The organism is Roseomonas marmotae, assembly GCF_017654485.1.
Lineage (GTDB): Bacteria > Pseudomonadota > Alphaproteobacteria > Acetobacterales > Acetobacteraceae > Pseudoroseomonas > Pseudoroseomonas marmotae.
Genome location: NZ_CP061094.1, coordinates 20530 through 46935, shown reverse-complemented (window position 1 = coordinate 46935; position 26406 = coordinate 20530). Strand labels below are relative to the sequence as shown.

General features: G+C 68.0%; 24 protein-coding genes and 3 pseudogenes. 16 read left to right on the top strand and 11 right to left on the bottom strand.

Annotated elements, in window-relative coordinates:
* Positions 1–23: 23 nt before the first annotated feature.
* Positions 24–1340: a CapA family protein gene (locus tag IAI58_RS18740; protein WP_207447678.1), complete on the bottom strand. Its 1317-nt coding sequence runs from the start codon at positions 1338–1340 to the stop codon at positions 24–26.
* A gap of 275 nt (positions 1341–1615) precedes the next feature.
* Here IAI58_RS18740 and IAI58_RS18735 point away from each other — a divergent pair, with 275 nt between their 5' ends.
* The 3 genes and pseudogenes from IAI58_RS18735 (at position 1616) to IAI58_RS23540 (ending at position 2700) form a co-directional block, all read left to right on the top strand.
* Entirely contained in the window at positions 1616–1849 is a 234-nt protein-coding gene (locus IAI58_RS18735; RefSeq protein ID WP_207447677.1) for a transposase, read from the top strand.
* A 39-nt stretch (positions 1850–1888) separates the two neighbouring features.
* Positions 1889–2293: pseudogene (locus IAI58_RS23545) on the top strand (transposase); the annotation flags it as partial.
* 149 nt (positions 2294–2442) lie between these two features.
* Positions 2443–2700 carry a hypothetical protein gene (locus tag IAI58_RS23540; protein ID WP_408906204.1) on the top strand — a complete coding sequence of 86 codons (258 nt, stop codon included), beginning with the start codon at positions 2443–2445 and terminating at the stop codon, positions 2698–2700.
* A gap of 16 nt (positions 2701–2716) precedes the next feature.
* Here IAI58_RS23540 and IAI58_RS18725 read toward each other — a convergent pair whose 3' ends face one another.
* From IAI58_RS18725 to IAI58_RS23145, 3 genes and pseudogenes are all read right to left on the bottom strand, one after another.
* On the bottom strand, positions 2717–3352 hold the full coding sequence (locus tag IAI58_RS18725; protein WP_208776188.1) for an ABC transporter substrate-binding protein: 636 nt from the start codon (positions 3350–3352) through the stop codon (positions 2717–2719).
* Between the two features lie 239 nt (positions 3353–3591).
* The gene (locus IAI58_RS18720; RefSeq protein ID WP_207447675.1) at positions 3592–4665 is read right to left on the bottom strand and encodes an alpha/beta fold hydrolase; all 1074 of its coding nucleotides are present in this window, start codon (positions 4663–4665) and stop codon (positions 3592–3594) included.
* Between the two features lie 239 nt (positions 4666–4904).
* A pseudogene (locus IAI58_RS23145) lies at positions 4905–5060 on the bottom strand (IS6 family transposase); the annotation flags it as partial.
* A 384-nt stretch (positions 5061–5444) separates the two neighbouring features.
* Between IAI58_RS23145 and IAI58_RS18715 the strand changes: the two are divergent.
* Genes IAI58_RS18715 through IAI58_RS18680 form a run of 8 tightly spaced genes read left to right on the top strand, consistent with a single transcriptional unit; the run spans position 5445 to position 11594 of the window.
* Positions 5445–5906, top strand: a complete 462-nt coding sequence (locus IAI58_RS18715) for a (2Fe-2S)-binding protein (RefSeq protein ID WP_207447674.1) — start codon at positions 5445–5447, stop codon at positions 5904–5906.
* Positions 5907–5919: 13 nt separating this feature from the next.
* Entirely contained in the window at positions 5920–8100 is a 2181-nt protein-coding gene (locus IAI58_RS18710) for a xanthine dehydrogenase family protein molybdopterin-binding subunit (protein WP_207447673.1), read from the top strand.
* Positions 8101–8119: 19 nt separating this feature from the next.
* On the top strand, positions 8120–8548 hold the full coding sequence (gene soxX / locus IAI58_RS18705; protein WP_207447672.1) for a sulfur oxidation c-type cytochrome SoxX: 429 nt from the start codon (positions 8120–8122) through the stop codon (positions 8546–8548).
* Positions 8545–8985, top strand: a complete 441-nt coding sequence (locus IAI58_RS18700; RefSeq protein ID WP_207447671.1) for a thiosulfate oxidation carrier protein SoxY — start codon at positions 8545–8547, stop codon at positions 8983–8985. Before soxX ends, IAI58_RS18700 begins: the two co-directional genes overlap by 4 nt.
* Positions 8986–8987: 2 nt before the next feature.
* Positions 8988–9317 carry a thiosulfate oxidation carrier complex protein SoxZ gene (locus tag IAI58_RS18695; protein ID WP_207447670.1) on the top strand — a complete coding sequence of 110 codons (330 nt, stop codon included), beginning with the start codon at positions 8988–8990 and terminating at the stop codon, positions 9315–9317.
* Positions 9314–10051, top strand: a complete 738-nt coding sequence (gene soxA, locus IAI58_RS18690; protein ID WP_237182956.1) for a sulfur oxidation c-type cytochrome SoxA — start codon at positions 9314–9316, stop codon at positions 10049–10051. Before IAI58_RS18695 ends, soxA begins: the two co-directional genes overlap by 4 nt.
* Positions 10048–10326, top strand: coding sequence for a c-type cytochrome (locus tag IAI58_RS18685; RefSeq protein WP_207447666.1), 279 nt, complete (start codon positions 10048–10050; stop codon positions 10324–10326). Before soxA ends, IAI58_RS18685 begins: the two co-directional genes overlap by 4 nt.
* Positions 10323–11594, top strand: coding sequence for an NAD(P)/FAD-dependent oxidoreductase (locus tag IAI58_RS18680; RefSeq protein WP_207447664.1), 1272 nt, complete (start codon positions 10323–10325; stop codon positions 11592–11594). Before IAI58_RS18685 ends, IAI58_RS18680 begins: the two co-directional genes overlap by 4 nt.
* 481 nt (positions 11595–12075) lie before the next feature.
* Here IAI58_RS18680 and IAI58_RS18675 read toward each other — a convergent pair whose 3' ends face one another.
* The 5 genes and pseudogenes from IAI58_RS18675 to IAI58_RS18655 form a co-directional block, all read right to left on the bottom strand.
* A complete protein-coding gene (locus IAI58_RS18675; protein WP_208776186.1) occupies positions 12076–12816 on the bottom strand; it encodes an MlaA family lipoprotein in 741 nt (246 codons plus the stop codon).
* 62 nt (positions 12817–12878) lie between these two features.
* Positions 12879–15488: an MMPL family transporter gene (locus tag IAI58_RS18670; RefSeq protein WP_207447660.1), complete on the bottom strand. Its 2610-nt coding sequence runs from the start codon at positions 15486–15488 to the stop codon at positions 12879–12881.
* A 12-nt stretch (positions 15489–15500) separates the two neighbouring features.
* Positions 15501–17466, bottom strand: a pseudogene (dxs, locus tag IAI58_RS18665) (1-deoxy-D-xylulose-5-phosphate synthase).
* Positions 17466–18371, bottom strand: a complete 906-nt coding sequence (locus tag IAI58_RS18660; protein ID WP_237182955.1) for a polyprenyl synthetase family protein — start codon at positions 18369–18371, stop codon at positions 17466–17468. The pseudogene dxs and the gene IAI58_RS18660 overlap by 1 nt, the downstream one beginning before the upstream one ends.
* Positions 18372–18611: 240 nt before the next feature.
* Positions 18612–19352 (bottom strand): phosphocholine cytidylyltransferase family protein, encoded by a 741-nt coding sequence (locus IAI58_RS18655; protein WP_207450927.1) that lies wholly within the window; start codon positions 19350–19352, stop codon positions 18612–18614.
* 130 nt (positions 19353–19482) lie between these two features.
* Here IAI58_RS18655 and aepX point away from each other — a divergent pair, with 130 nt between their 5' ends.
* Genes aepX through IAI58_RS18635 form a run of 4 tightly spaced genes read left to right on the top strand, consistent with a single transcriptional unit; the run spans position 19483 to position 24359 of the window.
* Complete coding sequence (gene aepX / locus IAI58_RS18650; protein WP_207450933.1) at positions 19483–21135, top strand: phosphoenolpyruvate mutase; 1653 nt, start codon at positions 19483–19485, stop codon at positions 21133–21135.
* An 8-nt stretch (positions 21136–21143) separates the two neighbouring features.
* Positions 21144–22295 carry a phosphonopyruvate decarboxylase gene (aepY, locus tag IAI58_RS18645; protein ID WP_207450936.1) on the top strand — a complete coding sequence of 384 codons (1152 nt, stop codon included), beginning with the start codon at positions 21144–21146 and terminating at the stop codon, positions 22293–22295.
* A complete protein-coding gene (locus tag IAI58_RS18640; protein ID WP_207450945.1) occupies positions 22292–23281 on the top strand; it encodes a lysylphosphatidylglycerol synthase domain-containing protein in 990 nt (329 codons plus the stop codon). The genes aepY and IAI58_RS18640 overlap by 4 nt, the downstream gene beginning before the upstream one ends.
* Positions 23271–24359: a 2-aminoethylphosphonate--pyruvate transaminase gene (locus IAI58_RS18635; RefSeq protein WP_207450947.1), complete on the top strand. Its 1089-nt coding sequence runs from the start codon at positions 23271–23273 to the stop codon at positions 24357–24359. Before IAI58_RS18640 ends, IAI58_RS18635 begins: the two co-directional genes overlap by 11 nt.
* Before the next feature lie 18 nt (positions 24360–24377).
* Here IAI58_RS18635 and IAI58_RS18630 read toward each other — a convergent pair whose 3' ends face one another.
* Positions 24378–24980, bottom strand: a complete 603-nt coding sequence (locus IAI58_RS18630; protein WP_207450949.1) for a CDP-alcohol phosphatidyltransferase family protein — start codon at positions 24978–24980, stop codon at positions 24378–24380.
* Positions 24977–25192, bottom strand: coding sequence for a hypothetical protein (locus tag IAI58_RS18625; protein ID WP_207450951.1), 216 nt, complete (start codon positions 25190–25192; stop codon positions 24977–24979). The genes IAI58_RS18630 and IAI58_RS18625 overlap by 4 nt, the downstream gene beginning before the upstream one ends.
* A gap of 254 nt (positions 25193–25446) precedes the next feature.
* On the opposite strand from IAI58_RS18625, the gene ispH reads away from it, so the two are divergent.
* A complete protein-coding gene (gene ispH, locus IAI58_RS18620) occupies positions 25447–26403 on the top strand; it encodes a 4-hydroxy-3-methylbut-2-enyl diphosphate reductase (protein WP_207450953.1) in 957 nt (318 codons plus the stop codon).
* The last annotated feature ends 3 nt before the right edge of the window (positions 26404–26406 follow it).

The window sequence follows — 26406 nt, the reverse complement described above, 5'->3', positions numbered from 1 at the left end:
TGGGCCTGCGGGCCCGCGGCGTCTCAGGCGACGGTGACGCGTGCCTTGTCGCCGGCGATGTCCATGGTGACGCCGAAGGGCGCGGAAAGTGCCGCGAAGCGGCGCAGGATGCTCCGGGCTTCCTCACCCTCGGCCAGGCGGGGGCGGCCCCGCAGATGCCGTGCCTCGCCGAGACCCAGCGTGACGGGATGGATATCGATACTGCTCAGCTTCCCTTCCGCATAGATGCAGACGGGCATCACCGTTTCCCAGAAGCGGCGGTCGGATGGGAAGCCCTTGCGGTCGTCATCAGTACGCTTGCGGTAGACGGCGGCAGGCGTCAGCGCGGGGTCCGCGCGGAAGCGCTCATAGGAATCCATGGGCAGCCGGGCCACCAGTTCGTTCTGCCCGATGAAGTTGCCGAGGCTGTAGAAGATCGGCTTGCCGCGGTAGATTTCCATGCCGCGCAGGAGATGCGGGCCGTGACCGACGACCATGTCGGCACCTTCATCGATCATCTGCCGCGCGGAGGCCACCAGGAATTCCGCCGGGTCCTCCTTGCTGGCCCCCTGCTCATGCGCGTGCACGCTGACCATCACCACATCGGAGACGAGGCGCGCCTCACGGATCCAGCGGGCGATGGCATCGAGATCCTTCGCCCGGGCCTTCGTCCGCAGGGCCACCTGGTCGGAGGCGCTGAAGACCATGTCGCCCAGTGCGACGGCATCGGGGTCGTCGAGGGGGAAGCCGAAGCCGAGCTGGATCCTGCTCTGCCGCTGCTTCTCCAGTCCAAGCTGCTCCGCGACGCCCCGCAGGGCGCTGAGCTGTGCGGGCGTGACCTGATGCACGGTGTCGAAGCGCAGCGGATTGAGGCCGGGGCGGCCCTGCATCTCAGCGGTCTGGGGCGAGGCTTCCTGCCCCTTTGCAAAGGTGGAAGCGCAGGAGAGCATCGCGACGGTGCCATGCGGATGCTCACGATAGACGGGCATCCGCGCCTCGCCCAGATGCTGGCCGATGCCCGCATAGAGGACGCCGCGCCGGTCCAGCTCCTCCTTGGCCGCAAGGAGGCCGGAGATGCTGTAATCCAGGCAATGGTTTGTCGCGGTAGCGAAAAGATCGAAGCCTGCGTCCACCAGTTCGTCGATCACCCAGGGCGGCGCGGCAAAATGCGAGCCGCCACTCTCCAGCGCCGGATCGCCACGATAGCCGTTGGGAAGGCATTCGAGATTGGTGAAAGCCACATCAGCATCGCGCACGATGTCGAAAAGCGGACGCAGCTGCGGGTCGGTGAGCGTGCCAAGGCGCCGCATGAGAATACTGTCGCCTGTCAGGGCGATCCGGAGCGGCGATCTCGACGTCATAAAGCGACTTCTCCTGCTTTCTCGGGCGTCGGCCCAGTGGGTGAGCCGTCGGAGCTTTTAAGGGATAAATTTCACTTCCGCCTAGTGGTCTTGAGCTTGGCTTTCCCGGCGGCTCGTGATGCGGCGCTGCGGGCGTGCCAGTGCGTCAGACCCTGGAGCGGCATGGCGGGCGGCCGGGCGCTGGCGAGGGCGACAGTCTGTAGTCCTGGCGGCGCGGCCGGGTCTGGGGTGGCCACGACCAGCCGCAGCATTCACCGTCGATCCTGCCTGAGATAATGGCCCCCTTTCGGCCTGTGCTGGCACGACAGGCGGATCGGCTGGTCATCGACGATACGGCGTTGCCCAGGAAGGGCACGACGTCGGTGGGTGTAGCGCCGCAGTACTGCGACCGGCCTGGCAGGCCGGTCGACCGCCAGTCGCCTGTCCTATTTATCCTGGCGCAGGGTAAGGTGCCGGCTCCGGTGGCTTCCGGCTGTTTCTACTGGCATTACAGCTGCGGTTTTGGATGATCTCCGAATCTATGGCGGACCATGATTTGGAGATCATGGATGGCGGGCGCTTCGATCGAGGCGACATTGGAGCTCTGGGCGTCATCGCTGCGTGAGGTCAAAGCACGGATCCGGCCGCTGTTTGCTCAGGAGCGGGTAGCGGTCTCCGCTGGGCTGTTCCTGGATGGCCTGCCGGGAGCTGAGCGCCGCAAGACAGGCTGGATGCGGGCTGAGGCGGCGGGCGATCCCGGGCCATGGCGCCAGCAGGCCATTCTCGGCCGCGGCCGCTGGGAGGCCGATGCGCTGCGCGACATGGTGCGCGACTACGTGGTCGAGCATTTCGCCGCGGAGGATGCCGTACTGGTCATTGATGAGACCGGCTTCCTGAAGCAGGGCCGCGCTTCCTGTAGTGTGGGGCGGCAGTACACCGGCTCGGCAGGCAAGATCACCAACTGCCAGATCGGCCGGAACACCCATCGAGACGCTCGTCGCTGTCGAGGACCATCGCTGGGCCATCGATGACAGCTTTGAGACCGCCAGGAACGAACTCGGCCTGACGCATAATGAACCGGTCAAGGCAGTGCCCTGAACCCTGGCACGGCTGGCACCGCCACGTGTCGCTGGTGATGCTGGCCTTCCATGCTGGCGGTGATCTGCCATCACGCAATCCAGCCGACGCCCCAAAAAGCACAGAAGCAGCCCCGGGCAGCCCGCGCCTCATCCGGTGGTCGATTCAGGAAATCCGCCGCATAGCGATCCACCTGGCACAGCGGCGGATCCAGCCCGCCACCATCATCGCCTGGTCACTCTGGCAACGCGCTCATCAAGCCGCCGCGCAAGAGGCCCACGCCAAACGAAGAAAGCAACTGTGATGCCAGGAAGGATTCTTCAGCCTTGCAGCAACGCCGCCGAACGGCGTCGCAGCTCGGCAGCCAGTCGAGCGGGTCCGCCTTCGGCGAGCAGGGCAGCGAAATCGGCCCGGCGCGAGGCCAGCTCGCTGATCGAGCCTGTCAGATAGACATCAACAATACGCCAAGTGCCGCCGCTGCGTCGCACCAGATAGTTCAACTGCACGGCGCTGTTGCCTGGCCGGTTGAGCACGGTGCGGATGAGGCGATCGCCATTGCGAAGTTCCGACTCTCCTTCGGTGGTGAAGCTCTCGCCGGAAAACCCGTTGAAGCGGTTGGCGTAGGTGGCGATGGACCACTCGGAAAAGGCCTGCACCAACGCGGCCTGTTGCTCAGGGGTGATGCGCGTCCAGGCGGGGCCTATGGCGATGCGCGTCATCGCCGGCAGGTCGAAACTTGCTTCCATGACGGAGCGCAGCCTGTTGAAGCGGCCCTGGACGCCCAAGGCCTGGGCCTGCCGCGAGACATCCAGAAGCGCCGCGTGAAGCTGCTCCACCGGCTGTGCAGCGCTGACCTGCGCATGGAGTGGCGCCGCGCCGAGCGCGGCAATGCAGAGACCTGCCAGAAGCCGGCGAGGCAGGTCAGCGGCGGAAGGTGCTGCGTGGTCGCGATCCATGAGGCCAATATAGGCGAGACAGATGGAAATGCGCCCCCCTGATGCACAGGATTCTTCGCCGGCCGGTGCGGCGCAGCGGCGTACGGGCACCCGCCCCAGAGCGCCGTCGGCACCAGAACAGCAGCCTGTCGTGGAGTGGATCGCTGCTGCCCGGCGCGATTGCTGCCGTAGCGTCGCTGCTGGTCAACGCCGCTACCCGCTGTCTCGCCGCGCGGATCGCAGCACCAGTAACGGCTAGGTTAGCGCCAGAAACCGCGCTCGGTTAGCCATTCCTGAAGGAGTTGCGCCACTGCGTTGCCATTGTGGTCCATCATGATCATGTGGGTATTACCGGCGATGCCCCGGGCGGGCAGGTCGATCTCGTCAACCTGCCCGCCGGCCTCGCGGATTGCTGCTGCGAAGCGCCGGGCGTTGTCGCGGATCGCTGACCAACGCGGGTCCATGTTGTCGCCGTAAACGAAGACCTGCGGGATATCCTTGAGCCGGCCGGCCTGTGCCATGTCGCCAGTTCCAGCGGGTTCGACCAGGACCAATGCGCGGAACAGCTCGGGCCGCCGCTGTGCCAGCTGCCAGGCGAAGGCGGCGCCCTGGCTATGGGCAATCACCACGCTGGGTCCCACCCGCTCCAACAATGCGGCGTAACCGGCCAGCACGTCCTCGTCGGTGCTGAGGAACCGCGGCACGACCTGTCTCATGAAGTTCAGGTAGCTGTCCCGGTTGGTCGGGAACTGCGCGCCAGGCGCGGTGGTATTGCGCGCGAAAGAGCCAGGGCCATCACCGATGCGGAAGCGCTCCCAAGGATTCTGGAGTGGCAGAAACACGGGCTCGCGGAAGATTTCGGGAACCATGGCCCAGCCACTACGCCCGCGCTCCACTGCATCGGTCACGTAGGTTGCCCAACCCCGGCGCAGGAAGAAGTGCTCCCAGCCTTCCCGGCCATCCGGCGTGGTTTCATAGGTCACGCCGGTCAAGTAAGCGCCGTGCCAGAGCATCAGCGGCGCGGTGCCGCGCTGTGGGCTGGGGATCTTGTACTGCGCGTACATGGCCCCTACGATGTAGGAGCCGTTTGGGTCGATCCGGTTCAAGGCGCCGCCGATGGTCGGCATGTACTCGCGAATGGGCTGGCCGGAAATCTCCACCATGCGGCCACCGACGTGGAAGGAGCCGAATCGCTCCAGCGTGATCGGCCCCGCCTCCTGTGCCCGCACGGAAGCCGGGAGGCCCGCGAAGACCAAGGCTGCGGTAAAGGTAAGATGACGCAAATGACGCTTGAGCCGAACCACTCCTGTTCGGCGATGCTTATCAATGCTCATGACGTTTCCCCATATTATACATTCAGATCGGCCTTCCGTTTCTCATCAAACCGGAGCTGGCTGCGATTGCTGCGGCAGGCCAAGCAACCTCCTGATGGCAGCAGCTACGGTCGGGACTCATAACCCGTAGCTCGCGCTGTGCCGCGCCGTAGCTCTTCAGCCCGCAGCCGGCGCCTGAAGAAGCGTCTGGCGGCACCCCGCATTCCGCAGGTCCTGGACCGGGATGTCCAGCATCAGCTCCGGATACTCTCGTGCGTGACGGTGATGCCCCGTTCCGCCAGGATCAGTTCCACGCCCCGCAGGCTCAGGCTGAACACGTGATACAGCCAGACCGCGTGGCTCATGATCTCCGCCGGGAAGCGGCATCCAGGATAAGTGACGGGGCCTGGCGTCATCCGACCAGCTTCGCACAGCTCGCTCTCTCCGGCTTCTGCCGCTCAACTTGGCAATGCCCGGACGAGGCATGCGGGCCCAGGTCACCCTTGTCGCCGAGTTGTTCCATGCCGTCGCCAGATCTGGCTTCTGTCGCGGCCATTCACGGCTGCCAGAAATTGCTGAACGGAACCCGTCCCGACCACGCCATGAGGCTTGACCCACGCTCCAGGCCGCCGCAGCCTGCATGGGCTCGCGGGCAATGTAACAATCTCCTCCGCAGCCTTCAGTGATCATTTCGGCGCGAGACGTGGCGAGAGACCACTTCATCGTTGCGGCCCAGGCGCGGCCTTGCCGATATTCGCAGCAACAGCGCGGCGACAGTTCGCGCAGGAGAGGATACCAAGATGGCGACGTTGAACATCAACGGGCGAAGCGTGAAGGTGGATGCTGATCCGGATACCCCCCTGCTCTGGGCCATTCGCGAGCATGTCGGGCTGACCGGCACGAAATACGGCTGCGGCATTGCCCAATGCGGCGCCTGCACCGTGCATCTGGACGGGCAGGCCATCCGCTCCTGTGCCTTCCCGTTGTCGGCGGTGGCCGAGGACCAGAAGATCGTGACGATCGAGGGCCTCTCACCCGACGGCACTCATCCCCTCCAGGTCGCCTGGCGCGCGCTGGACGTACCGCAATGCGGGTTCTGCCAGCCCGGCATGATCATGGCCGCCGCCGCGCTGCTGGCCGAGAAGCCGCGCCCGACGGACGAGGACATCAACGAGGCCATCACCAACATCTGCCGCTGCGGGACTTACAAACGGGTGCGCGCGGGCATCCATCAGGCCGCCGGCGGCGGCATCGCAGGCTGAGGGAGGGCGCGACATGACGACGTTTGAAACCGTGCGTCCGTCCCGCCGGGGGCTGATGAAGGCTGCCGCCGGGGCGGTGCTGCTGGGGTTCCACCTTCCCGCGCGGCAAGCCGCCGCGCAGGGTATGCCCGCCGGCTCCCCGCCCGAACTGAACGCCTGGGTGGTGATCCACCCCGACGACCGGGTGGTGCTGCGGATGGCGAAGAGCGAGATGGGCCAGGGCGTCCGGACGGGCCTCGCGCAGATGTTCGCGGAGGAGATGCACTGCGACTGGTCGAAGCTCTCCACCGAATATGTCACGCCGGGCCAGAGCCTGGCCCGGAGCCGGGTCTGGGGCAACTTTCAGACCGCGGGCAGCCAGGGGATCCGGTCGAGCCAGGAGATCGTCCGCAAGGGCGGCGCGGCGGCGCGGGTGATGCTGACCGAGGCCGCCGCCGCCCGCTGGGGGGTGCCGGCCGCCGAGTGCTCCGCCAAGGACAGCGTGATCACCCATGCCGGAAGCGGGCGCAGGCTGCGCTATGCCGAGGTCGTGGCGGAGGCATCGCGCCTGACCCCGCCGGCGGACGTTCCGCTGAAGGATCCGGCGCAGTGGACGGTGATCGGCAAGCCCCTTCCGCGCCTGGATACCACGGACAAGACCACGGGCAAGCTGGTCTATGGCCAGGACCTGCGGATGCCGGGCATGCTGATCGCGGTGCCGAAGCGCTGCCCCGTCTTTGGCGGCACGGTGAAGTCCTTCGATGCCGCGGCGGCGTCGGGCATGCCCGGCGTGCGCCACGTCCTGCAGGTGGGCGATTCCGCCGTTGCCGTGGTGGCTGACACCTTCTGGCAGGCGAAGACGGCGCTCGATGCGCTGCCGGTGGAATGGGATGCCGGGGAGAACGGCGGCGTCTCGTCAGAAACCATCTCGGTCATGCTGGACGAGGGGCTCACGGCGCCTGAGGCCTTCATCGGCAACCAGCAGGGCGATGCGCGGGCGGCCATTGCGGGCGCGGTCCGCCGGGTGGAGGCGACCTACTCCTATCCCTACCAGAACCACGCGCCGATGGAGCCGATGAACGCCACGGTGGTCTGGACGCCTGAGCGCTGCGACGTCTGGTGCCCGACCCAGAACGGGGAGGCGGCGCTGGCCGCCGCTGCCCAGGCGGCGGGCCTGCCGCAGACGGCGTGCGACATCCACCGCCTGGACCTCGGCGGCGGCTTCGGCCGGCGCACGGTGCATGACTGGCTGGCGGATGCGGTCCTGATCGCGCGGCAGGTGCCGGGCGTCCCGATCAAGACCATGTGGACGCGTGAGGAGGACATGGTGCAGGGGCGCTACCACCCCGTCACCAAGTGCCGGCTCGTCGCGGGTCTCGACGCGGACAACCGGATCGTCGGGCTGCATATGCGCATCTCCGGCCAGTCCATCCTGGCCACCGCCTTCCCCGGCGGTCTCCAGAACGGGCGCGATCCCGTGCAGTTCCAGGGGCTGAACGCCGGCGGCGCGGAGAGCGCCATCGGCTATACCTTCCCCAATCTGCTGATCGACCACGCGATGCGGAACCCGCATGTGCCCGCTCATTTCTGGCGGGGCGTGAACAACAACCAGAACGCCATCTATCTCGAATGCTTCCTCGACGAGGTGGCGCAGGCGACGAACCAGGACCCGCTGGCGCTGCGCCGCTCGCTGATGGCAAACCACCCGAAGCACCTGGCCGTGCTGAACGCGGTGGCGGAGGGGATCGGCTGGGGGACGCCAGCGCCGGCCGGGATCCATCGTGGCATCGCGCAGCAGATGGGATTCGGCAGCTACGTCGCCGCCGCGGCCGAGGTCTCGGTCAGCGACCGCGGGGATCTGCGGATCCATCGCATCGTCGCGGCGACGGATTGCGGCCACGCGGTGAACCCCCGCCAGATCGAGATGCAGGTGGAAGGGTCTTTCGTCTACGGCCTTTCCGCCATGCTGTACGGGGCCTGCACAGTAAAGGACGGTGCCATCGAGCAGACGAATTTCGACACCTATAACGTGATGCGCCTCGGCGAGATGCCGGAAGTCCAGACCATCGTCGTGCCGTCAGGCGGCTTCTGGGGTGGCGTGGGCGAGCCGACCATCATGGTCGCGGCGCCGGCGGTGCTGAACGCGGTCTTCGCGGGAACCGGCCGGCGCATCCGCGAGATGCCGCTGGGGGATCAGCTTCGCAAGCAAGGCTGAGGTGCGAGGAGCCGCGCCTGTGCTGGTCTTGTCCCTTCTCGCCGCGCCCGCGGCAGGACAGGTGGCGCCCTTCACGGTGACGTCGGACGCCATCGAGGCGCCGCTGGACGGGCTGCGGGGCGATCCTGCACGGGGCGAGGCGGTGGTCCGGAACCGGGAGACGGCAAATTGCCTGATATGCCACATGATTCCTGGTACGACCGAGCGCTTCATGGGGGAGGTCGGCCCCCCGCTCGCGGGGGTGGGGTCTCGTCTGAGTCCGGGGCAGATCCGGCTTCGGGTCGTGGACCCGACCCTGTGGAACCCGCAGGCGATCATGCCGGCTTATCACCGCACGGAGGGGCTGCTGCGGGTAGACCGGCAATACCGCGGCCGTCCGGTGCTGACGGCCCAGGAGGTGGAGGACGTGGTGGCTTATCTGAGCGCGCTGAAGGCGCCGGAGCGATGACGGTGCTGTCCCGCCGTGCCCTGCTGGCGGCTCCCCTCCTGGCCGCCAGTGCTTCCCGGGCGGCGGCGGAGGAGGACTTCGCGGCGGCGCTGCGCGCCATCCTCACCGGCCGCGTCCCGGCCGAGGGTGCGATCGCCCTCGATGTCCCGCCACTGTCGGAGAACGGGAATTCGGTGGACCTCTCGGTCCGGGTGGACAGCCCCATGACGGCGGAGGACCACGTCACCGCCATCCATCTCCTGGCGGAGAAGAACCCCTTTCCCCTCGTCGCCACCTTCTCGCTGACGCCGCGGGCCGGCCGGGCGGAGGTCGCCACCCGGATCCGCCTGGCCACCAGCCAGACGATCGTCGCCATTGCCGAGACGAGCCGGGGCGAGGTCCACCGCGCGGCGCGCGACGTGATCGTCGTGCTCGGCGCCTGCGTCGAGACGGGGTAGCCATGCAGACGGTTCCGATCACCGCGCGGATCACGCTTCCGGCTTCCGCACGGCGGGGCGAGGTGGTGACGGTGCGCGTCCTTGTCCGCCACCCTATGGAACGGGCGGTGGACGCGGCGGGGCTGACCCCGGTGCCGCGGAAAATCCTCCACACCCTGCGCGTCACCTATGCCGGAGAGGAAGTGTTCCACATGGTGCTCTCCCCCGGCATTGCAGCGAACCCCTATCTGGAGTTCACGACGGTCGCCACGGAGACGGGCGACCTCGTCTTCGCATGGGAGGAGGATGGCGGGACGATCTATCGGCGCGAGGCGCGCCTGGTAGTAACGTGACCCGCGCCCGCTGGGGGCTGCTGCCGCTCATCGCGATCCTCCTCGGGGCCGCCGAGCTGCGGCCGACGCAGGAGTATCTCTCTCCGGAGATCCGCGCGGCGCAGGAGGACCCCTCCCGCCACCCGGGCTGGCTCTGGGTGGAGGAGGGCGAGGCCTTGTGGCGGGCCGGGGAGAAGCCCTGCGCCGCCTGCCACGGAGGCATCGCTGGCATGGCGGGGGTGGCGGCGCGCTATCCCGCGGTTGCGAGGGACGGCCAGCTTCTGGATCTGGAGGGGCGGATCGAACGATGCCGGACGCAGCACCAGGGCGAGGCCAGCTTTGGCCGGGAAAGTGAGGCACTGCTGGCCCTGACGGCCGCCATCGCGCTGCAATCCCGGGGAATGCCCGTCGCGGTCGCGACAGATGGGCCGGCGGCTCCCTTCCTGGAGGAGGGGCGCCGCTTCTATGAGACGCGGCAGGGACAGTTGAACCTCTCCTGCGGCCAGTGCCACGACGACAATGCGGGCCGGCGGCTGCGGGGGGATGTGATCTCCAATGGCCTCGGCACCGGATACCCGGCCTACCGGCTGGAGTGGAACACGATGGGCTCGCTGCATCGCCGCCTGCGGGCCTGCTCGCTGGGCGTGCGGGCGGAGCAGTTTTCCCTGGGATCGCAGGAATACCTGACGCTGGAGCTCTTCCTGGCGAGCCGTGCGCAAGGGCTGCCGGTCGAGGCGCCGGGGCTGCGGCGATGATCCGCGCGGCCCTGCTTCTCATTCTCTTCACGGGTGCCGCCCCGGCGCAGCCCGCGAAACCCGTGGCCGAGGGCTGTGTGACCTGCCACGGCCCGGGCGGCAGGGGATCCGGGACGGTGCCGCCCCTCGCGGGCCGGGACACGGCCGAACTCACCGCCGCCATGGCTGCCTTCCGCGCCAACGAGCGGCCAGCGACCATCATGAACCGGATCGCGCGGGGCTATACCGAGGCGGAGATCGCCGCCGTCGCCGCCTATTTCTCGGGGTTGCGATGACCATTCCCCTTCCCCGCCGCGTCCTCCTCGGCGCCACTCTCGCCATGCCCGCGCTGGCCCGCGCGCAGGGCGCGGCCCGGCTGCTGGTGGTCGGCGGTGGCTTCGGCGGCGCCACTGCCGCATCCTACGCGCGCCGCGAATACCCCTGGCTGGACGTGACGCTGGTGGAGCAGCGGAGGTCCTACATCACCTGCCCCTATTCCAACCGCGTCCTCGCGGGCGACCTCGCGCTCGCTGACATCACCCATGGATATGAAGGCCTGCGTGCCAGGGGCGTGCGGGTGGTCCATGACCGCGCTGTCCACCTCGACCCTGTGGCGCGGCGTCTGCGCTTAGGCGGCGGCGAGACCCTCTTCTACGACCGCATGATCCTCTCACCCGGCATCGCGCTGCGGTACGACGCGTTGGAGGGCTATGACGAGGCCGCATCGGCACGAATGCCCCACGCCTGGATCGCCGCTGACGGCGCGCAGATCACGCTCCTGCGGCGGCAACTGGAGGCCATGCCGGATGGTGGCGTCGTCGGGCTTGTCATCCCGCCCAATCCCTATCGCTGCCCTCCGGGCCCCTATGAGCGGATCAGCCTGATCGCCAGCTATCTCTCAAAGTACAAGCCGCGTTCCAAGATCCTGGCCCTCGATGCGAAGGATGCCTTTTCCAAGCAGGCGCTGTTCCAGGACGCCTGGCAGGCCCTCTATCCCGGTATGGTCGAGTGGGTTTCCGCCACGAATGACGGGCGCGTGGTCCGCGTGGACCCTGAGGCCATGGTGCTGGAGACGGAGTTCGGCACCCGCCACCGGGTGGACGTGGCGAATGTCATCCCGCCGCAATCGGCCGCCGCCATCGCGGCCGACGCGGGGCTGGCCGATAGCACGGGCTGGGTGTCCGTGGACCCACGGACGCTGGAGTCACGCTTGGCGCCGGGCGTCCATGTGGTAGGGGACGCGATGTTTCCCGGCCCCATGCCGAAATCCGGCTTCCTCGCCAGTTCCGAGGCAAAAGCCGCAGTGGGCGCGGCTGCCGCCCTGCTCCGCGGAGAAGCCCCACCGGAGCCGGTCTTCGTCAATACCTGCTATTCCCATATCGGGCCGGAATACGCGATCTCGGTCGCGAACATCTTCCACGCGGATGCGGAGAGCCGAAGCTTCGCGGAGGTGCCGGCCTCCGGCGGCACCTCCCCGCGTGGTGACCTGCCGGAGCAGCGGCGGCTGGAGGCTCTGCACGCCGATGGTTGGTACGCCAGCATCACCCGTGACATGTTCGGCTGACAGCGCACCCAGCATGGTGCGCTCCTTGCCGCCGCGCGAGGCCTCCACGGATGCACCTTGCACGGATACTGAGGCCCGCATGCGCTGTCGAAACCTTCCTGGCCGGGATCTGAGGATCATGAGGTTGTGGGTGAGGACGCGCAGGATGAGTTCGCGGCGCTGCGGCTGATGGCTGCGCGCAGTCAGCGCGGAGCCGAGGCGGCGTTCATGTTGGCTGAACCCGCTCTCGATGTGCCACTGCTGGTGATAGAGGACGCGAGGAAAGCGATGCCGATGCCGGGTTCGTCCCGGCAGAGGCGATGGTTGTGCGCGGCGTCATGCCCTGCATCAGCCGGCACCGTGTCCAAAGCTATGATGGCCGCACGCGACGAAAGCTCGCCCGCCCCAAACCCGAAACACCTGAAGGTCGAGCCGGACCAGAGGACATCGCCCGCGCACGCCTCATTGCTGAGGACGCCAAGGAGGTCTCACAACCGGGCAGCTAGGGCGTGGCGCCGGGATCTTCCAGCACATCCACTGCGTCAGGAGTGGCGCCGCTACGGCCAAGCTGCGCGTCGCGCTGCTGCTGCCACACGCTGCGGAGCCGCGCGTAGTAGTCGAGCGAGCCGGTCCGCAATTCGTCCAGTCCCTCTATATTCTGCTCCCGCACATCGATGCCATCAACCCCGGCGCGCGTGAGGGAGAGATCGAGGGGCAGCAGCCAGTTGAAGGGATTCATGAAGCCGTCGCCAACCCGTCCGACCAGGTCACGCGCATTGGAAGGCCCGGCCACGGGGAGCACCAGATAGGGCCCATCCCCCACGCCCCAGACCCATAGGGTCTGACCAAAATCGCCCTGATGGCGGCCCAGGCCCCAATCGGTCGCGACATCGTAAAGACCGCCGACGCCGACAGTGGAGTTGAAGACGAATCGCAGCATCGTCTCCGCCGCCCCGAGGGGCCGGAATTGCAGCAGCTGATTGACGAAGATGCGCGGCTCATCGAGGTTGTCAAGGAAGGCGCGGACGCGGCGGCGGCCATAGCTCGGCACGACCTTGCGGTAGCCCATCGCCACCGGCTGGATCGCAGCATCATCGATGGCCGTGTTGAATGCCAGGACGTCGCGGTTGAGCGGCTCCAGCGGGTCTCCCGCCGTCGGCGGCGGCGAGCCAGTTCCCCTGCTCGCGCAGGCACCCAAGGCCAGCAGCATTGCCAAAACCGGCAGGAGGCGAAGGCCGCGCATAGCCATAGCATAGGTGAGGCCGGCCGCAGCAGGAGCTTCCGCCTGCGCACGATGCCGTGACATCATGCCCGCGCCGGACGCGCCAGCAATGCCGGGCGGAAGAGCAGCGTGACCAGCAATTCCCAGCCCAGGGACAGCATCAGAAGCCGCCCCATGCTGGCGGTACCTGGATGGCTGGAAAGCCAGAGTGCACCAAAGGCCGTCGCCGTCGTCAATGCGCTAAACACCACGGCACGGGTCAGGCTTGATTGCAGCAGGTGCGTCTCGCCATTCCGCCAGGCCATGACGAAATAGATGTTGAAGGCTACGCCGACACCGAACAGCAGCGGCAATGCGATGATGTTTGCGAAGTTCAGAGGCAGGTCCAGCGCCGCGCAACTGGCAAGGGTGAGCAATCCGCTGAGCAGGACCGGCACCAAGGTCAGGATGACATCCCGCACCCGACGCAGAACGACCGCCAGCAGCAGCGTGATGGCGATGCCCGCGAAGAGCCCGGCCTGCAGGAAGGCCGTGACGATCATGTCCCCGGCGGCACGGATCGAGATCGGAACCCCCGTCGCCTCCGGCTCGACACGTTGGACGGCGGCGGCAAAGCGGCCGAGAGAGGCATCATCCTCCGCACCGGAATGCGGGAAGACCTGGACACGGATGCGGCCATCGCGCGCGACCCAATCTGCCTTCAGGTCATCCGGCAGATCCTCCAGCGTGATGGGGCCGGAGGAGAGCAACGCACGGGTCTGATCCAACACGACGCGCAGCGGCATCACAACAGCCTCAGCCGCCTTGGCGCGGATCTCGGGGCTTGCATCCCGCAGGGCCTCAAGCAATCCGGCGAGCTTTCCGGCGGTCTCTGCCGGGGGGCCGGTGCCCTGACCTGCCGCCGCCCGCAAGGCCGCCGCGGTGCGGGCCAGGCTCTCCCTGAGATCCGCGTCCGAGGGTGGTGGCTGGGGGGCTATCCCTTCCAGCACGGGGGTCAGGAACATGCCGGCATCGGCGATGAGAGCGAGTTTCTCGTCCTGCGCCGCCGGTACCAGATCGGTCAGCGTGACGGTGCGACCCACTTCCGGCAGTTCCTCCAACTGTCGCGCGAGGGCCCGCGCTTCTTCCGGGGTGTTGGCCAGAAGAGTCAGGCTGTTGGGGCTGCGGTCCGGGTCCGTCATGAGGTCATGGAGCGTGGACATCGATTCCACGCGCTCGCTGCGGAGATGCAGCGGATTGAAATCGAACCGCACGAAGGGCAGCAGCGCCAGACACACAATGGCGGTCGCACCCCCGCCCGCCAACACGAGCCCACGGCGGCGGCGCAGCCAGGCCTCAACCGGGGCGAGCGCCGGAAAGCCCGGCTCCGCCATTCCTGCGCTACGCGAAGCCAGAAGCATGAGCAGCGCGGGCAGCAGTGTGACGCTGAGCGCGAACGCGATGATCATGCCCAGGCCAGAGATCGCGCCCAGTTCCGCCACGCCCAGATAGCTCGTCGGCAGGAAGGCGAAGAAGCCCAGCCCAATCGCGGCGGAGGACAGCGCCAAGCCGCGCCCAACACTCCGGCCCGCCGCCGCCAGCGCCGATGCCGTATCTGGCTGCCCCACCCGTTCGGCCAGGAAGCGGATGCTGAACTGGATGCTGAAATCGATCCCCAGCCCGACGAAAAGCGGGATGAACGCGACGGAAATCAGGTTGAACCGCCCAGTGGCCAGCAGGCCCAGCCCCGTCGTCATCACCAGCCCGAGCAATGTCGTGATCAGGATCGCAACCACCACGCGCCCCGAGCGCACGGCCAGCCAGAGAATGCCGATGAGGGCGGCCAGCATGACGGCCGTTACCAGTTCCGCATCCTCGGCCAGCGTGGCGAATTCCTCATCGGCCAGGGGCACGGGCCCTGTCAGGCGCACGGTCACGCCCTGGTCCGGCGTCACCCCCTCTTTGGCGGCGATGCTGCGGATTGCGCGGCCGGCAGCGGCACCGGGCTGGAGAGCGGTGAAATCCATCACCGGCTGCACCAGCAGAATGCGCCGCGTCTCCCGCCGGGTGGGTGCCGTGTCCGCGATCAGGCTGCGCCAGGAGAAGAAGGCCGGTTGCCCGGCCAGGACATCTTCGAAGGTTCGCGCGAAGGCGTTGATGCCCGGCTGCAGATTGGCCAGGGTGGTCTCGCCGCGTTCGACCCCCTCAAGCGCCGTCGACAAGCTACCGAGAGCGCCGCGCAAACTGGGATCAAGCGCCAGCGGGCCAAGGAAAGGCTGTGCATTGACCAGTTGCGAAGTGGCTTTCTCCACCTCGGCTTCCGGCAACATCAGCAGCCCGTTTCGTTCCAGGAAGGCGCCACCATCCGGCTGCCGCACACTGCGGAACAGGCCAGGCTGCCCGCGCAATGCCGTGGCGAGGCGTTGGGATGCGGCGTCGGCCAGTTCCGGTGTCCGGCCGTCGATCACGACCAGGATCAGATCGTCCAGCTGGGGGAAGGCGGCATCGAAAGACAGTTCCCGCTTTCGCCAGTCGAGATCGGTGGAGATCAACTCCGCCGTATCGGTCGTGATGGCAAAGTTACGCGCTGTGTAGAACAGCGCCGCAGCGGCAAGCAGGACCGCCAACAGCACCGTGACCCAGGCGTGGCGCGTGCTGATAGTGACAACGCGCGCCAGAGAAGAGGGTCCCTCTGGGCGGCTCGGCATGGTCATGGACCGGAAGTATCAGCGGCGTGAGGAAACATTCGCCGCCTGACTCGCGCCTCCCAGCGCTGCCAGGACGGTGTCGACGATGGAGCGTGCGGAGAGCCCGGCGGCGTCGTATTGCGCCTTTGGCGTGTCGTGGTCGATGAAGATGTCTGGCAGGCACATCGGACGGAATTTCAGTCCGGCATCGAAGGCGCCGCGCCAGGCCAGGTGCTGCATGACCAGCGCGCCGAAGCCGCAGGCCGAGCCTTCCTCCAGCGTCACCAGCACCTCGTGCTCCCGCGCCAGCCGCTCCACCAGGGCGGTGTCCAGCGGCTTGGCGAAGCGGGCATCGGCCACGGTGCAGGAGAGGCCATGCGCCGCCAGCTCGGCGGCGGCCTGCAGGGCTTCCTGCAGGCGGGTGCCGTAGCTCAGCAGGGCGACGGTCTCGCCCTCGCGCAGGATGCGGCCGCGGCCGATCTCCAGCCGCGTGCCGCGCGCCGGCACGCTCTCCAGCCCGAAGCCCTCGCCGCGCGGGAAGCGGAAGGCGATGGGCCCCGCGTCATGGCCGGCGGCGGTGGCCACCATATGCGCCAGCTCCACCTCATCGGCCGGCGCCATCAGCACCATCTCCGGGATGCAGCCGAGATAGGCGATGTCATAGGCGCCGGCATGGGTGGCGCCATCGGCGCCGACCAGCCCGGCGCGGTCCAGCGCGAAGCGCACCGGCAGCTTCTGCAGCGCCACGTCATGCACCACCTGGTCATAGGCGCGCTGGAGGAAGGTGGAATAGATCGCCACGAAGGGCTTGATCCCTTCCGTCGCCATGCCGGCCGCGAAGGTCACGGCATGCTGCTCGGCGATGCCCACGTCGAAGCTGCGGCGCGGGAAGCGCTTCTGGAACAGGTCCAGCCCGGTGCCGGAGGGCATGGCGGCGGTGATGGCGACGATCTTCTCGTCCCGCTCGGCCTCGGCGACCAGCGACTGGGCGAAGACCTTCGTATAGGTCGGCGGGCCGGGGGGCGCCTTGGCCTGGGTGCCGGTGACGACGTTGAACTTGGCCACCGCGTGATACTTGTCGGCGCTGGCCTCGGCGGGCGCATAGCCCTTGCCCTTCTGCGTCACGACATGCAGCAGCACCGGCGGGCCGCTCTCGGCGTCGCGCAGGTTGCGCAGCAGCGGCAGCAGGTGGTCCAGGTTATGCCCGTCCACCGGGCCGACATAGTAGAAGCCCAGCTCCTCGAACAGCGTGCCGCCGGTCAGCATGCCGCGGGCGAATTCATCGGCGCGCCGCGCCGCGCGCTCCAGCGGCGCGGGGAAGCGGCGGGCGAGCTTGGCCATCACCTCCCGCAGCGTCAGGAAGGGGCGGGAGGAGATCAGGCGGGAGAGATAGGCCGACATGGCGCCCACCGGCGGCGCGATCGACATGTCGTTGTCGTTCAGCACCACGATCAGGCGGGAGCGCATGGCGCCCGCGTTGTTCATGGCCTCATAGGCCATGCCCGCGCTCATGGCGCCGTCGCCGATCACGGCGATGACGTTCTGCTCGTTGCGGCGGCCGCGCAGCAGGTCGCGGGCCACTGCCATGCCCAGCCCGGCCGAGATGGAGGTGGAGGAATGCGCGCGCCGAAGGGGTCGTATTCGCTCTCGCTGCGGCGGGTGAAGCCGGAGAGGCCGCCGCCCTGGCGCAGGCTGCGGATGCGGTCGCGCCGCCGGTCAGGATCTTGTGCGGATAGGCCTGGTGGCCGACATCCCAGATCAGCCGGTCGCGCGGCGTGTCGAAGATGGCATGGATGGCGACCGTCAGCTCCACCACGCCCAGCGAGGCACCGAGATGCCCGCCGGTCTGGCTGACGGCATGCACCGTCTCCGCCCGCAGCTCATCCGCCACCTGCCGCAGCTGGTCGGCGGAGAAGTTCTTGAGGTCGGCGGGCGTGCGGATGCGGTCCAGCAACGGCGTCACCGGGCGGGGATTGGCCGCCGGGGGGGTCGGGGACTGAGCCATCAGGATCTCCGGGCGATGGTGTAGCCGGCCAGCATCCTCAAGAGATCGGCGCGCTCCCCCAGGCTGTCGAGATGGTCGCGCGCCTGGGCCGCCAGTCGTTCCGCCTGCGCGCGGGCCCGCTCCAGCCCCAGCAGCCCGACCAGGGTGGCCTTGCCGGCCCCGGCATCCTTGCCGGTGGCCTTGCCGGTCTCCTCGGCCGTCGCGGTCGCGTCCAGCACGTCGTCGGCGATCTGGAAGGCGGCGCCGAGGTCGCGGCCATAGGCGCAGAGCGCATGCCGCAGCGGCGAGGGCGCCTTGCCCAGGATCGCCCCGGCCTCGGCCGCGAATTCGATCAGCTTGCCGGTCTTGAGCAGCTGGAGCCGGCCGATGGAGGCCTCGGTCGGCGGCTCCGCCCCCTCCTCGGCCAGCATGTCCAGCATCTGGCCGCCGCACATGCCGCGCGGCCCGGCGGCGATGGCCAGGCGGCGCAGCAGCTCCACCCGCACGGCGGTGTCGGAATGCGTGTCCTCATCCGCCAGCACCGCGAAGGCATGGGCCTGCAGCGCGTCGCCGGCCAGGATGGCGGTCGCCTCCCCGAAGGCGCGGTGGGTGGTGGGCTTGCCGCGGCGCAGCTCGTCATTGTCCATCGCCGGCAGGTCGTCATGCACCAGCGAATAGGCGTGCAGCATCTCGACCGCGGCGGCGACGCGCAGGGCGCTGGCCCGCGCCACGCCGAAGGGCCGCGCGCTCTCCAGCACCAGAAAGCCGCGCAGCCGCTTGCCACCACCCAGCGTCGCATAGCGCATGGCCGCCGCCAGACGCGCCTCCGGCCCCTCCTCCGGCGGCAACAACGTCTCCAGCGCCTCCTCTATTTCTAAGGCGGCGATGGACAGGGAATCGAACAGAGGCGAAGCAAGAAGGGTCACGGCGTATTCCCGGTTCAATCTATCTGTCGCCTCATCCTAACGGCGTGCCGGCACGGCGAGAGGCCGCCAGGTCATAGCCAGACCTGGATACCGCATCACGAGCAGGGTAACCCGGCATCTGTCGCGAGCAGCGTCCTAAAGCGAGCCCGCCACTCATTGTGACGAGATCCCTCGCTGGTCCGGGCGGGCGTTGCGATATGAGGGGAACATCCCTCTCTTCCACGTCAATGCCGAAGCGCGTCACGCAACCTGCAACTGCGCCAGAATTTCGCCACGCGCCCGCGTGACATCGGCGGGGAAATCGATCTCCACCCAGGGAAGTCCGGTGACATCGCGCGCCGTGAACCGGTGCGGCTCCGCCAGCATCAGGTCGCGCAAGGCTTCCTCATACTCGAGATGAAGATGTCCGGCGCCGATATGCGCGGCGCAGCGATCGGCAAGGCGCGAGGCCATGTCTGGCGACAAACGGAAAAATCCCACCGATTCCCCAAACGAGTCATGCGCATGTTCGGGGATCTTGCGGAAATCAACAATCGTTTCCCCGCGAAAACATATCTTCACAGGTTCGTCACCGGGTTCGACTTCGCGGTCCAGGAGAAGAATGTTCTCCCCTCGCGCCTCGACCAGCGCCGCAATCATACGGTCGTCATAGAGAACATCGCCATCCATCAGCAGCAGCGGCTCGCCGGCGCGCAAAGCCTCCTCCTGCACGGCCAGAGACAGCAGGCTGCCCTTGCGATAGTCGGGATTCCGCACGAAGCGCACGCGCCCGTGCCAGCCGAGACGCTCGGTTTCGGCGACGATCAGGTCCTGCTTGTATCCAACCGTGATGGCGACATGCTCGATGCCGTGCCGCCCCAATGCGGAAAGATGGCGGGAGAGCAGGCTCTCGCCCCCGAACTCCAGCAGAATCTTGGGCTTTGTCTGATCCACGCCCAGGCGGCGCCCCACGCCGGCGGCCAGGATGATGGCGGAAGTCACGGATCCGTATGCCGCCACGTCAGGAGTCCCTGCGTTAGTCTTGCAATTCCTTGAAGCTAATACGATGCTTCAAGGAATTGCAAGCGACGCATCCGTGCCGAATCCCCATCAATGGAAGAGGGATCGAGCCTTGAACGATACGGCCAACTCCTTCGGGAATGGAGTCTCACCCACCGCCGGGCAAGCGCAGACGCGCTTCTTTGCTCTGCGGCGGGAAATCGAATCCTCGTCCCTCTCCTTTCTGATGGAGGCGCATGACGGCCTCTCCGCCAAGATCGCCGAGGAAGCGGGGTTCCGTGGCATCTGGGCATCGGGGTTGACGATTTCCGCGTCGCTCGGCCTCAGGGACAGCAACGAAGCCTCCTGGACGCAGGTTCTGGACGTGCTTGAATACATGTCCGACGCCACCACCCTGCCGATTCTGGTGGATGGCGACACTGGCTATGGCAATTTCAACAATGTCCGCCGTCTGGTGCGCAAGCTGTGCGAGCGTAACATCGCTGGCGTCTGCATCGAGGACAAGCTCTTCCCAAAGACCAATTCCTTTATCGGGGAGGCACAGCCTCTCGCGGATCTCGACGAATTCTGCGGTCGTATCAAGGCCGGCAAGGACAGCCAGACCGACCTGGATTTCACCCTCGTCGCGCGCGTCGAGGCGCTGGTCTCCGGCCGCGGCATGGAGGAGGCCCTACGCCGCGCCGAGGCCTATCACCGCGCCGGTGCCGATGCCATCCTCATCCACTCCAAGCAATCGACCGCCGAGGAGATCTTCACCTTCGCCGGGCGCTGGGGCGACCGCGCGCCGCTGGTGATCGTGCCCACCATGTATTACGCCACGCCGACGGAGCTGTTCCGGCAGGCCGGCATTTCCACCATCATCTGGGCGAACCACCTGCTCCGGAGCTCCATCACCGCGATGCGGGAGACCGCCGCGCGCATCCATGATGACCAGTCCCTGGTCCGCGTGGAAGGCAGCGTCGCGACGGTGAAGGACATCTTCCGCCTGGTCGGCAATGCCGAGCTGGAGGAGGCCGAGCGCCGCTATCTCCCGGCGAAGCCCGCCACTACGGCCATCGTCCTCGCCGCTTCCGCCGGCGATGTCGGCGACCCCGGGCAGCCGAAATGCATGGCCGATATCCGTGGCCAATCCTTGTTGCAGCGCCTGACGGGCACGCTCCGCGAAAGCGGCGTGCGCGACATCAAGGTGGTGCGCGGCTACCGCAAGGATTTGGTCGTCCTGCAAGGCATCCACATGATCGACAATGATCGATATGCGGAAACGGGCGAGGTCTGGTCCCTGCACTGTGCGCGCAACGCCATCGGGGGCGAGACCGTGGTGGCCTATGGCGACGTGCTGTTCCGCCGCTACATCCTCGACAACCTGCTGACCAGCAGCGCCGATGTGGCGATCGCCGTGGATGCGCTCGGCCGCCTGCAACCGAGGCCAGGCCAGCCACGCGACCTCGTGCTGGCGGACCAGCCTTTCTCCGGTGAATACCTGGATGAGAGGCCCGCCCATCTGCGCCGCATCGGCCAGGATATCGCCGAGGGAGAGGTCTGCGGCGAGTGGATGGGCCTCGTCCGCTTCAGCGCGCGGGGCGCCGTCTGGCTGCGGGAGGAACTGGCCTCGATGGAGCAGGAGGGATTGCTGGAGAATGCCGACATGCCCCTGCTCCTCACCCGGCTGGCCGAGAAACATCCCGTCCGCGTGAAGTATTTCAGTGGCCATTGGCTGGATGTCGATACACTGACGGACCTCGCCAAAGCCCGAAACTTTACCTGAGCACAGGCATGATCACCGCGGATTCCTTCATCGCCGAGGCCGGCGCGGCCGGGTTCAGCTTCTATACCGGCGTGCCCTGCAGCTATCTGACGCCGCTGATCAACGGCGTGTTGTCGGCCCCGTCCCTCACCTATGTCGGCGCCACCAGCGAGGGCGAGGCCGTCGCCATTGCCTCCGGCGCATGGCTCGCCGGCCGCCAGACGGTCGTGATGTGCCAGAATTCCGGCCTCGGCAATGCGGTGAACCCGCTGACCTCGCTGAACGCCCCGTTCCGCATTCCCACCCTGCTCATCACCACCTGGCGGGGCGAGCCCGGCCGGCCGGATGAGCCGCAGCATGATGTGATGGGCCGCATCACCCAGCCTCTGCTCGCGCTTGTCGGCGTGGAGCAGGAGCCCTTCCCGGCGGAGCCTGGGCAGCTCGCGCCCGCCCTCGGCCGCGCCGTCGCGCGCATGAATGCCAGCGCCCTGCCCTTCGCCTTCGTCATGCGGCAGGGGGATGTGGCGGAAACCGGCCTCTCCGCCCTCGCCCCGTCCCTCCCCGGCCCTGGCACCCGCGCGGACTACACCGCGGGCGCGGCGCGGGCCGGCGAGCGTCCCGGCCGCGCAGCCGCATTGGAGCGCCTGCTGGAGATCGTGCCGCCGGAAGCCGCCATCATCGCCACCACCGGCAAATGCGGGCGGGAGCTCTTCACCCTCGCGGACCGTCCCCAGCATCTCTACCAGGTGGGCTCCATGGGCGGCGCCAGCGGCATGGCGCTGGGCGTCGCGCTCAACACGATGAAGCCGGTGGTCGTGCTGGATGGGGATGGCGCCGCGCTGATGAAGCTCGGCACCTTCGCCACCATCGGCGCGCAGGCGCCCGCCCGTCTCGTGCATGTGGTGCTGGACAATGGCGTGCATGACTCCACCGGCGGCCAGCCCACCGTGTCCCCCTCGGTGGATTTCGCCGCCATCGCCCTGGCCTGCGGCTACCGCTACGCCGCCTCGGCCGATACGCTGGAAGGCTTCGCCAGGGCGTTCGGCGAGGCGCTGGGCCAGGGACCCGCGCTCATCCATCTGCGCATCGCGCCCGGCTCCATGTCCAGGCTCGGCAGGCCCACCATCCGGCCCGAGGATGTGGCGCGCCGCTTCCGTGACTTCCTGCTGGGCCCGGTGTGATCCGGTCCTACCTGCCGGGGCTGCTGGTCGGGCTGTCCATCGCCATCGCGCTGATCGCCACCAACGACCCCGCCAGCATCGGCCACCTCCTGCTGCAGGCGGGCTGGTGGATGCCGCTGGTGGTGGGGCTCTATGTCACGCAGATCCTCGCCTCCGCCCAGGCCTGGGCGCCGCTGATCGACGACCCGCGCCGCCCGGGGCTGATGGCCCTGGCGCGGATCCGCTGGATCCGTGGCGCCATCAACGCGCTGCTGCCGGTGGTGGGGGAGCTGGTGCGCGCGCAGCTCCTGGCCCGCAAGGGCGTGGCCCAGCTGCGCGTCATCGCCAGCGTGGCCGCCGATCTCGGCACCGAGATGGCCTCGCAGATCGCCTTCTCCCTGCTCGGGCTCGCCGTGCTGCTGCTCATCCCGCACCAGGGCGGCGGCGACACCCTGTACTGGGCCATCATGGGCATCGTGCTGGGCGCGGGCATCACGGGCAGCTTCATGGCGGCGCAGCGCTGGGGCCTGTTCCGGCTGGTGGAGAGCATGCTCCCGAAGCTGGCGGCGCGGCTCGGCCGGGCCTCGCCGGGCGACCTGTTCGGCCTTCACGAGACGGTCGTCAGGCTCTACCGCGAGCCCGCCCGCTTCTGGCGCAGCGGGGCCTGGCACTCCCTCTCCTGGCTGCTGGGCGTGCTGGAGACCTGGGCGGCGCTCTACGCGCTCGGGGTGCAGGCCAGCCTTGCCGAGGCGCTGGTCATCGAAAGCCTGGGCCAGGCCATCCGGAGCGCCGGCTTCTTCATCCCCGGCACGCTGGGGGTGCAGGAAGGCGGCTATGTCCTCATCTGCGCCCTGTTCGGGATTCCACCGGACAAGGCCATCGCCCTCGCCCTCATCCGCCGGCTGCGGGACATCCTGCTCGGCGTCCCCGGCCTCATCGCCTGGCGCCTGGGCGCCGCGGCCGGGCCGAAACCGGAAGGCAACCTGGAAGTCAGCCATGACCGATAGCCCCATCCTGCTCACCCCCGGCCCGCTGACGACCCACCCGGCGACACGGCAGGCCATGCTGCGGGACTGGGGCTCGCGCGATGCCGGCTTCATCGCCCTCACCGCCGAGATGCGCGCCCGCCTGCTGCAGGTGGCGCAGGGTGCCGGGAGCCATGTCGCGGTGCCGTTGCAGGGCTCCGGCACCTTCGTGGTCGAGGCCACGCTGGCCACCCTCCTGCCTCCGGAGGGCAAGCTGCTCGTGCTGGTCAATGGCGCCTATGGCGAGCGGATGGTCTCCATCGCCCGCCGGATGGGCCGCCGGGCCGAGGCCCTGCGCTGGCGGGAGGATGAGCCCGTGACGCCGGGCCTGGTGGCCAGCGCGCTCCAGGCCGACCCAGGCATCACCCATGTCGCGCTGGTCCATTGCGAGACCACCACGGGCATCCTGAACCCCCTGCCGGAGATCGCGGCGGCCGTCGCGGCGGCGGGCCGGCCCTTCCTGCTGGATGCCATGAGCAGCTTCGGCGCCCTGCCCATCGACCTCCGGACCACGCCCGTCACCGCGCTCATGGCATCCTCCAACAAATGCCTGGAAGGGGTTCCGGGCCTCGGCTTCGCGCTGATCGAGACGGCGGCACTGGCGGCGGCGGAAGGCCGCAGCCCCTCCACTAGCCTGGACCTGCACGCGCAATGGCGTGGCTTCGAGAAGGACGGGCAGTGGCGCTTCACGCCGCCGGTCCAGGTGGTGGCCGCGCTGGTGGAGGCCTTGCGGCGGCTGGAGGCCGAGGGCGGGCCGCCGGCACGCCTCGCGCGCTACCGCCGCAACCTGGAGACGCTCACCACGGGCATGGCGCGGCTCGGCTTCGAGCTCTACCTGGACCCTGCCGTGCAGGCCCCGGTCATCGCCACCTTCCGGCTGCCCCAGGCGCCGGCCCTGGCGTTCCGGCCCTTCTACGATGCCCTGGCGGAACGCGGCTTCCTGATCTACCCGGGTAAGCTGACCGAGGCGGAGACCTTTCGCATCGGCTGCATCGGCGCCCTGGATGAGACCGATTTCAGGCGCCTGCTGGCAGCGATCGAGGATGTGATCGGCGCCTGATGGCACTGAGGAAGGCCGTCAGGCCCCCCGTTCCGCGTCACCCTGCCGGGATCCGGCGATGGCCAGCCAGAGGGCGGCGGCCGGGGTGATGATGGCCGCCGCGAACAGCATCGGCACCGTGGCCCCGGCCCAGACGAGGATCGGCACGAAGACCAGCAGGTCATCCGGATCGACCAGGATGCCAGGCGCCAGCCGATAGCCCCGCACCTGCCCGACCCGCAGGATGTGGAGCTGCCAGAACAGCACGCCGACGGCCAGACCAGCCGCCACGCCCAAGGCCGGGCCCAGCAGCCCCAGCGCGCCCATCTGCCCGATGCCAAGGCCGATGAACGCGATGATGTTGGAGAAACAGTCGCTCACCAGGTCATAGCGGTGCCCGGCGACGCTGGATTGGCCTGTCTGCCGGGCCAGTTCGCCATCCGCGCGATCCAGCAGCATGGAGAGCAGGAAGATGGCGGCACCAATGGCGAGCCAGCCGTCATCCCCCGCGGCGAAGGCCACCGCCGCCGCGATGCCCGTGATCAGCCGCAGGGTGGTGATGTGGTTGGGCGTGATCCGGCTCGGCGCCACCAGCCGGACCGCCGGGCGGACGATGCGGTGGATGATGGTGTCGGCGCTCACGCCACGCCTCCCCCGGCTTCCGCCGCCGGCTTCGGCCCACCCATGAACCGGCGGGCGGAGCAGATGGCAGAGGGGATGATGCCCGACCGCGACAGGCGCGGATCCTGGCCCGCCATGTGGCGCTCATCCTCGCTGAGGCAGATGTGGCGGACAGTCTGCTCCGCCCCGACAACCTTTGGGCTGATCAATGCCTTGTCATTGTCGGGAATCATTACAGCACGAGTATCCCTTCTTTACAGTCCGTTATCGTTATTTTGGCGGCGTGGCGCAACCTGTTCCTGAGGGCAGCCTGAACATGTGAATGCTTGCATCCCGCGCGACATTGCTGGACTATTGTCACCGGACTGTGCTGCGGATCGGATCCGGCTCTGCCAGCCGTATCACGTTTTTGATCACAAACCTTTGGCTTTGCTTCAGCGCTTCACCCGATCCTGGCGATAACCGCTATGACGGAGAACTATCCTGCATGAAGGTTCTTTTGGCACAGCCCCGCGGCTTCTGCGCTGGTGTCGTGCGAGCTGTCGAGATCGTCGAGCAATCGCTCGTCAAATTCGGTGCGCCGGTCTATGTCCGTCACGAAATCGTGCATAACCGCCACGTCGTGGAAAAGCTGAAGCGGCAGGGAGCGGTCTTCGTCGAGTCGCTTTCCGAGATCCCCGATGGCGCCGTCACGATCTTCAGCGCGCATGGTGTCGCCCGCTCCGTTGTGGATGAAGCCGCCCAGCGGGGGCTGCCGGTGCTCGATGCCACCTGCCCCCTCGTGTCCAAGGTTCATGTCCAGGGCAAGCGCTACGTCGCGCGCGGCAAGGCGCTGGTGCTGATAGGCCATGCCGGGCATCCGGAGGTCGAGGGCACCATCGGCCAGATCGATGCCAGGGTGCATCTGGTCTCCACCGCCGAGGATGTCGCGGGGATCGATCTGCCGGACGACGCTCCGGTGGCCTATGTCACCCAGACCACGCTGAGCGTGGATGACACGCGCGGCATCATCGCGGCCCTGCAAGCACGGTTCGCGAATCTGGAAGGCCCGGATCTTTCCGACATCTGCTATGCCACCCAGCACCGGCAGACCGCCGTGCGCGAATTGTGCGAGGTGGTGGAACTGCTGCTGGTGGTCGGCGGCCGCAACAGCTCCAATTCCAACCGCCTGCGCGAGATCGGCGTGGAGCGCGGGATCCCGAGCCATCTCATCGCCGATGGCAGCGAGATCGACCCTGACTGGCTGCGGGGCGTGGAGATGGTAGGCCTGACCGCCGGCGCCTCGGCACCGGAGGAACTGATCCTCGACGTGATCGCGGCGCTCCGCCAGCACGCCGACATCGAAGTCACCCAGATGAATGGTATCCGCGAGGATGTCGAGTTCCGCCTGCCGCAGGAGCTCCGCAATCCGTCCGGCGGAACGGTCGCCCAGCCGGGCGAGTGAAGG

Excerpts from the sequence above, each read along its gene's own strand:
- IAI58_RS18740 (WP_207447678.1), bottom strand. The coding sequence starts at position 1,340 with ATGACGTCGAGATCGCCGCTCCGGATCGCCCTGACAGGCGACAGTATT.
- IAI58_RS18735 (WP_207447677.1), top strand. The coding sequence starts at position 1,616 with ATGGCCCCCTTTCGGCCTGTGCTGGCACGACAGGCGGATCGGCTGGTC.
- IAI58_RS18725 (WP_208776188.1), bottom strand. The coding sequence starts at position 3,352 with ATGGATCGCGACCACGCAGCACCTTCCGCCGCTGACCTGCCTCGCCGG.
- IAI58_RS18720 (WP_207447675.1), bottom strand. The coding sequence starts at position 4,665 with ATGAGCATTGATAAGCATCGCCGAACAGGAGTGGTTCGGCTCAAGCGT.
- IAI58_RS18715 (WP_207447674.1), top strand. The coding sequence starts at position 5,445 with ATGGCGACGTTGAACATCAACGGGCGAAGCGTGAAGGTGGATGCTGAT.
- IAI58_RS18710 (WP_207447673.1), top strand. The coding sequence starts at position 5,920 with ATGACGACGTTTGAAACCGTGCGTCCGTCCCGCCGGGGGCTGATGAAG.
- IAI58_RS18700 (WP_207447671.1), top strand. The coding sequence starts at position 8,545 with ATGACGGTGCTGTCCCGCCGTGCCCTGCTGGCGGCTCCCCTCCTGGCC.
- IAI58_RS18695 (WP_207447670.1), top strand. The coding sequence starts at position 8,988 with ATGCAGACGGTTCCGATCACCGCGCGGATCACGCTTCCGGCTTCCGCA.
- IAI58_RS18685 (WP_207447666.1), top strand. The coding sequence starts at position 10,048 with ATGATCCGCGCGGCCCTGCTTCTCATTCTCTTCACGGGTGCCGCCCCG.
- IAI58_RS18680 (WP_207447664.1), top strand. The coding sequence starts at position 10,323 with ATGACCATTCCCCTTCCCCGCCGCGTCCTCCTCGGCGCCACTCTCGCC.
- IAI58_RS18675 (WP_208776186.1), bottom strand. The coding sequence starts at position 12,816 with ATGCGCGGCCTTCGCCTCCTGCCGGTTTTGGCAATGCTGCTGGCCTTG.
- IAI58_RS18670 (WP_207447660.1), bottom strand. The coding sequence starts at position 15,488 with ATGACCATGCCGAGCCGCCCAGAGGGACCCTCTTCTCTGGCGCGCGTT.
- aepY (WP_207450936.1), top strand. The coding sequence starts at position 21,144 with ATGATCACCGCGGATTCCTTCATCGCCGAGGCCGGCGCGGCCGGGTTC.
- IAI58_RS18635 (WP_207450947.1), top strand. The coding sequence starts at position 23,271 with ATGACCGATAGCCCCATCCTGCTCACCCCCGGCCCGCTGACGACCCAC.
- IAI58_RS18625 (WP_207450951.1), bottom strand. The coding sequence starts at position 25,192 with ATGATTCCCGACAATGACAAGGCATTGATCAGCCCAAAGGTTGTCGGG.
- ispH (WP_207450953.1), top strand. The coding sequence starts at position 25,447 with ATGAAGGTTCTTTTGGCACAGCCCCGCGGCTTCTGCGCTGGTGTCGTG.